Origin of the sequence: Oligoflexus tunisiensis, assembly GCF_001748245.1 — a bacterium.
Lineage (GTDB): Bacteria > Bdellovibrionota_B > Oligoflexia > Oligoflexales > Oligoflexaceae > Oligoflexus > Oligoflexus tunisiensis.
Genome location: NZ_BDFO01000001.1, coordinates 487,605 through 493,726, shown reverse-complemented (window position 1 = coordinate 493,726; position 6,122 = coordinate 487,605). Strand labels below are relative to the sequence as shown.

The 6,122-nt window shown below is 52.9% G+C and carries 6 protein-coding genes and 2 pseudogenes; 6 read left to right on the top strand and 2 right to left on the bottom strand.

Annotation, left to right across the window (positions count from 1 at the left end):
• Positions 1-6: 6 nt before the first annotated feature.
• A complete protein-coding gene (locus OLTU_RS02260) occupies positions 7-828 on the bottom strand; it encodes a TrmH family RNA methyltransferase (RefSeq protein ID WP_141731143.1) in 822 nt (273 codons plus the stop codon).
• Positions 829-1,170: 342 nt separating this feature from the next.
• On the opposite strand from OLTU_RS02260, the gene OLTU_RS02255 reads away from it, so the two are divergent.
• The 5 genes and pseudogenes from OLTU_RS02255 to OLTU_RS33070 all read left to right on the top strand — a co-directional run.
• Positions 1,171-1,641, top strand: a complete 471-nt coding sequence (locus OLTU_RS02255) for a hypothetical protein (protein ID WP_141731138.1) — start codon at positions 1,171-1,173, stop codon at positions 1,639-1,641.
• 42 nt (positions 1,642-1,683) lie between these two features.
• On the top strand, positions 1,684-3,066 hold the full coding sequence (locus OLTU_RS02250; protein WP_141731137.1) for a cytochrome P450: 1,383 nt from the start codon (positions 1,684-1,686) through the stop codon (positions 3,064-3,066).
• 174 nt (positions 3,067-3,240) lie between these two features.
• Positions 3,241-3,451: pseudogene (locus OLTU_RS33080) on the top strand (KGG domain-containing protein); the annotation flags it as partial.
• A gap of 176 nt (positions 3,452-3,627) precedes the next feature.
• Positions 3,628-3,903: a KGG domain-containing protein gene (locus tag OLTU_RS33330; protein ID WP_439956689.1), complete on the top strand. Its 276-nt coding sequence runs from the start codon at positions 3,628-3,630 to the stop codon at positions 3,901-3,903.
• A gap of 260 nt (positions 3,904-4,163) precedes the next feature.
• Positions 4,164-4,349, top strand: a pseudogene (locus OLTU_RS33070) (KGG domain-containing protein); the annotation flags it as partial.
• 186 nt (positions 4,350-4,535) lie between these two features.
• Here OLTU_RS33070 and OLTU_RS02235 read toward each other — a convergent pair.
• Positions 4,536-4,904, bottom strand: coding sequence for a hypothetical protein (locus OLTU_RS02235; protein WP_141731134.1), 369 nt, complete (start codon positions 4,902-4,904; stop codon positions 4,536-4,538).
• A 63-nt stretch (positions 4,905-4,967) separates the two neighbouring features.
• Between OLTU_RS02235 and OLTU_RS02230 the strand changes: the two genes are divergently transcribed.
• Positions 4,968-6,119 carry a sensor histidine kinase gene (locus OLTU_RS02230; protein WP_141731133.1) on the top strand — a complete coding sequence of 384 codons (1,152 nt, stop codon included), beginning with the start codon at positions 4,968-4,970 and terminating at the stop codon, positions 6,117-6,119.
• Positions 6,120-6,122 lie beyond the last annotated feature (3 nt).

Below are 6,122 nucleotides of genomic sequence, written 5' to 3'. Positions count from 1 at the left end.
GAACGCTCAGGGCTCTGCCGATGCGCTGTCCTTCCGCACGCCGTGCAAACGACTATATTCCCCAAGCATCAGACCTGTAGCCACCGCCACATTCAAACTTTCCACGGCGCCAGTGCCAGGAATCACGATCGCATCATCAAAAAGCGCTTCAATTTCCGGTGAGGCGCCATGCACCTCATGCCCCATGACCAGACATAATTTTTGCGCCAAAGGCTGCGCATAAAGTGAAGTGCGCGCATGGCTTGATGTCCCGACGATGCGATAACCCAGCTGACGCAAACTCTTGAGAAAGTTCAGGGCATGATCCAGCACAAAGGTGTCCACAAATTCCGCGCCCCCTTCACTCACCCGTGCCGTCGCCGCAGACAGTGGGGGCAGCTGCTGATGCCCGGCCAGCGTTCGCCAGCCGAAGTGAGCCATCACCCGCATGATGGTACCTATGTTGTGGGGATTCTGGACGCCATCGAGAAAGATAAAAGGCTGTGGGAAGATTTCGAGCCTTTTGCGCAGGGCCTGCTCGTTGCCGTGCCCAGGAGCCCGGGCGAGAATCGCCACACCCTCATGATGCACGGAAGCTGTGATGCGTTCCAGATCCGCTGGGCTGACGATATGATAGGCCTTCTTTTGTTGGGCACACCAGCGCAGGAGCTCACCAAAGCTGGCCAGCAGCTCCTCGGTGCAATACACCCGAATAATATCCTGCTTGCGGAGACGCACCAGGGTTTCGCAAATATGCAGGCCGCAGTACAAAAGTTCCGGTCTTTTTTCGACAGGTTTGCCGGCATTTTTACTGATCATGATGGGCGTGGAACGTGGTTTGAAACCCATGAGGCATCCTTTGTGAACAGAGCCCCAATTTCTAGCCCAACTGCGCTCCAATGCCAAGACCTCGTGGCCAGGGCGAGTCATTTTATGAGGTTAAGGCTGTCGCTGGTGATTATGACAATGCCTTAAAACGCTTTCTGATCACGAATTCGGGTGCAAATCTGTCACTCAGTGCCGTGATTCTGGACACTTGCAAGAGCGAAACCCATTTCGAGTGCCTGCAGGCTGTTTTGTATCCAGTTGAAATTATCGATAAATTTAGAGATAAAAGCGAAGCCCGAACCCGTGGACAGATGGTCCCAATCTTGCTTGCTACATCACACCCGCATTTGGAGGATAGGAACGGTGGCACACCTTAGCGTGCTGATAAGCCTGCTTCTCATTTTGGCAGGTTGTGGCAACGAGAAACCCGACGCGACAAAAGTATTGCAAACCATGGCCCAGGCTCAAAGTGCAAATAGCGCTGCGAACTCCAAATTGGGCTGGAATGATCCCATTGACTCGAAAAAATTTGGCCTCGCTCCCAATGCGAATGTCGATGGCAAAACGCTGGCGCAGATTATTTCAAGTCAAACGATTGGCCGTGATGATGCGCTTCTTTGTAGCGCATGCCACCACAGCAGCGATGCCCAGGGTGGCTATGGCGTTCCCTCTGCAAGGAATGCAGCCAACCTCAGTTTGAAACCCACGGACATCGTCAGCAACCGCACCTGGGTGGGTAGCGGGGGCTGGGCCGAGCGCTTCATCCAGAACAAAACCAAGCCGGAAAACCTGAAAATTTTCCTTCAGGCCTGGATCAATAACGGCTACAAATGAAGCCTGCTTTTCAGCACCACAATCAATAAAAAGAGATGGATCATGTCGGTAAAACTGGAAGTTCTGAATACCCCTATCCGGCAAGATTCGTATCCACAGTTGCCTGGTCCAAAAACACCGCCTCTCATCGGGGTCGGACTGGAATTCAAGAAGCATGGCGTTTCGCTCCTGTCAAGGCTTGCGCGCACCTATGGTGACTTTGTCAGGTTTCCCATGCCAGGCATTCGCGGGGTTTTGGTATCGGATCCGGCTTTCATCAAACTGGTCTTTCTCCAGACGGAACGCCTGTTCGAAAAAGGGAAAATCTACGACCGTATGAAACCGCTGGCAGGCGACGGTTTGGTCACAAGCAGCGCACAACTGTGGCGGCAACAGAGACGCCTGGCCAATCCCGCTTTCAATCAAAGCGCCTTGCAAAGCTACCTGGATATTATCCACCGCAAGACCGACCTATTCATGCAGTCCTTGCCAAAAAAAGCTGATTGCATCGACGTTTATCAATCCATCACCAGCCTGACCTTTCAAATCGCTCTTGAAGCGCTGTTTTCCACTGACACCGATGCCTACAAAGGCCTCCTGATGAAAGCCTTTGCCGATGGCCAGGACTACATTGGCTATCTTTTTTGGGCTGCTCTGCCTTTGCCTCTTTCCATCCCGACGGCTCGCAACCGTAAATTTCTAAAAGCCCGGGAAACTTTATATAACGTGATCGATGAAATCATCGCGCTCCGCCAGCGGACTGGTTCTGATCGTGATGATTACCTCGCCCGCCTCCTGACCGCACGTGATCCAGAGACGAAGAAGGCCATGGCGCATGAATTGGTTCGCGATGAAATCGCCACCTTTATGCTGGCTGGCCATGATACAACAGCGAATACCTTGTCATTCACGCTCTGGCTGCTGGCGCAGAATCATGCGATTCAGGAGCAGGTGCACCAGGAAATCCAAACTTGCCTGCCTCCAGGTGGGGAAAGCCTTGAGGATCTGGATAAACTGGATCTGACCATGCGCTGTTTGCAGGAATCCATGCGGCTCTACCCCACCGCCTGGATGGTGAATCGCACCTGCAAAGTGGACCTTCAGTGGGGTGACTATATCTTCAAGAAAGGCACAACCTTTCTGTTGCCGCAGTACGCCGTTCATCGGCATCCGCGCTACTGGGAGCGGCCCGATGATTTCTGGCCCGATCACTTCCTTGCGGAAAAGGTCGCAGATCGGCCGGAATTCGCGTTCTTCCCTTTCGGTGGCGGCACCAGAAAATGCATTGGCTATGATCTTGCCATCAAGGAAGCGCTCTTGATTGTGGTCAACGTGATCCGCCGCTATCAAATCGCATGCGTACCCGACACCTCATTTACGCTGGCACCTAATATTACGATGGCGCCCGTGCCGGGGATCACCCTGAAATTGACCCCACGTCCATAAGCGCGCGGTACACTAAAAGCGGACGAAGTGTTGCCCAGCTCCGCAGTCTTCACCCGTGTCATCGCCCTTATGTTCCCTTCCAAAGACAAATCGGTATAAAAATTGCAAATTTCATACCGTAGCTCTTTCAGTTGAGGAGATATGAAAAACACAGAAATCTAGGAGTATACAATCATGGCTGGGAAAAATGAGCGCGGTTTTGCCGCCATGGATCCCGAGCAGCAACGCGAGATCGCACGGCGTGGAGGCCGAGCTGCTCATGAATCCGGCAACGCTCATGAATTCACCTCAGAAGAAGCCGCTGAGGCGGGTCGTAAAGGTGGCGAAGCCGTCAGTAGAAACCGTGAACATATGGCTGAAATAGGACGCAAGGGCGGGTTGGCCGCTCATCATCGGAATGCTGCTTTCCACCATGAATCAGCAGCCCACCATCACCGTCAGGCTGCACGACATCACGACGCCGGAGAGCTTGAAGAAGGCGAACGTCATGGTCGTGAGGCTCACAACCACGGTGAAACAGCTCTCGGACATAGTGAGAAATCCGTTCGTGGTTTCGCGGCGATGGATCCCGAACAGCAACGGGAGATCGCCAGCAAAGGTGGGCATGCCTCGCATAAAAAGGCCGAGGCTGCTGACTCCAAAGGAACGAGCGGACAGGACCATGGACTTGAAGCTGACATGAGTGCCAGCGATGTCCAGCAGCAGAAGAATCTGAGCCGCGGGGAAAGCGATGAGGTCCGCACCAGCGGTGATGAAGACGAAGTCGATGAGGACCATCTGAAGACAAGCGGAGGAGGAAGCAATCGTCAGAGCGGCCGAGAGGATCTGCACGCCTGAAGTACAAAGAGTTCGCCACAAAACGCATGCGTTTTTCGAAGCAATTTCTTCGTAAAATTTGGCATGAAGTAAAAAATTGTTACAAAAAGAATTCACCTTGAATTTGATTCCATACGCCGGATGCATGGGCCTTCGACAGAAAACAAAAGAAAACCTGAAACCTCTTTTGGTATGGAATGTGAAGAGACTTGAACAGGATCGATCGTATCTGATTTTAGGCTGGACAGCATAACTTTAACGTAAATTGAAGGATGTTTCTTATGCCGAGCAATCAAAAGGATCAAAAAGGAAAAGGTTCAAGTCAAAGAGGTTTCGCGGGCATGGATGAAGAACAGCAACGCGAAATTTCCGCAAAAGGCGGCCGCGCTGCTCATCAAAGCGGAAACGCTCACGAATTTGATTCTGAAGAAGCACGTGAAGCTGGCCGTAAAGGCGGTCAGGCATCCCACCAGTCCTCCCAATCTTCGCGGGGACAGAATAAGGGCAACAGCAGCAGCAACCGCAACGAAGAGGAAGAAGATGAAGATGAAGGCTCCTCCTCGTCGCCACGCGGGGGCCGCAATCGCTGAGTCTCAGACGTCTTATGTTGAAAAGACTCAAGGAACCGCGGTCATCCGCGGTTCTCTCTTCTTTTACTGAGTCGTACGATGCGCCTGTTTCCATGCATACGCCAGGAATAGTTCGACAACCATATCCGCAAGATAAACAGGTCTAATCGTCCGCCTGGACACATGCACAGCGTCGATACCTGCCAGCCCTAAAGCGGAACCCGTCGCTAAAATAACTGTCTCCGGATCAGAACGCTCCTTGCGTGCTGCAGCCAGAAGTGAAGCACCGATGGCTGTCACCAACACGCCAACCGTTTGAACGAGCCACCAATCCTTTTTTGGCCCTGTCACAGCTTCAAAACTCTTGCGATGCAGGAGGGGCCATAGGCCGGTGGCGACATAGAACGGACCTTGAGCCCTTGCCAGTTTTTGCCAGGATAAAGTTTTTTCCATAAACACCTCCAAAGGAGAATTTTTTGCAAAAGCCTCGCCAGGGACTGTGAAAAGGAGAGCCTCATGACCAACAGACCATCAGCCGCAGACGTCATGCAAACCTGCAAGGAGGAGATCGAAACGAAGTGGGCCAAAGCCGTAAGAGAGCAAATTTCATCGGCTTCCAAACTTGAGGACCCCATACTCTTCAACTATTTTCCTGGCCTGCTCCAGCGCATCAAGGAAGCTCTCGAACCTGATCCCAAACGTGCCGATGCCCTGGAAGGCAATACGTCGGCCCTGGAACACGGTGGCGAACGGGCCCGTTTGACCAACTTCAACATCTCACAGATCGCAACGGAATTTTACATCCTCAAGGACACGATTTATTCCGTTGTGGAGAGCAAGGTTGAACTGACTGCCCGGGAGCGCAAAATCATTGATCGCTCCATCGATCAGTCGCTGCAGGAATCCATCACCACCTTTGCCCTGGCGGAAGCCCATATCCGCGAGCAGTTCATCGCCATGCTTGCGCACGACATTCGCGGACCCATCGCCTTTATCAAGATGGCCACAAGTCTTTTGATGGAAGGAGTCGAAGAGGGTGTCGCGGAAGACCTTTATCAAAGGATGTCTGACGCCGCAGAAAATGCGGGCGAACTCATCGATAACATCCTCGATGCCAGCCTGATCAGGACCAGCCGCAGGATCAAACTCGGCATCACCCACTGTCAAATCCTCACCATCGTCCAGAACGTGCTCCGCCATTATCATGAGCAGAGGGTCGAGCTCCAGGGCACCGACATGGAAGGATACTGGTGTCCTCGCGGACTTTCCCGTGCGCTGCAGAATCTGATCGACAATGCGGTGAAGTATGGTGACACCAGCCAGCCCATTGTTGTGAAGGTTTACGAGGAGCATGGCAGCCTGAAGATCGGCGTCCACAACAAAGGCCAGCCGATTCCCCTGGAAGATCGGGAAAACATCTTTCAGCCTTTCTACCGGGCTCATCAGGCAGCCGGCGATGACATCAAGGGCTGGGGTTTTGGTTTGCCGATTGTTCGTGGTATCGCGGAGGCTCACGGCGGCACGATCGAAGTCGACAGTACGGCCGAGCTGGGAACCACCATCACAATCGCACTTCCGCTCGATGCGCGCCCTTATCAGAACCGACCGACTTTGGGCGAAGCCGCTTGCGTAAACTTAGGCATTGACCTAAGTATTCATCAGGTCTAGAGT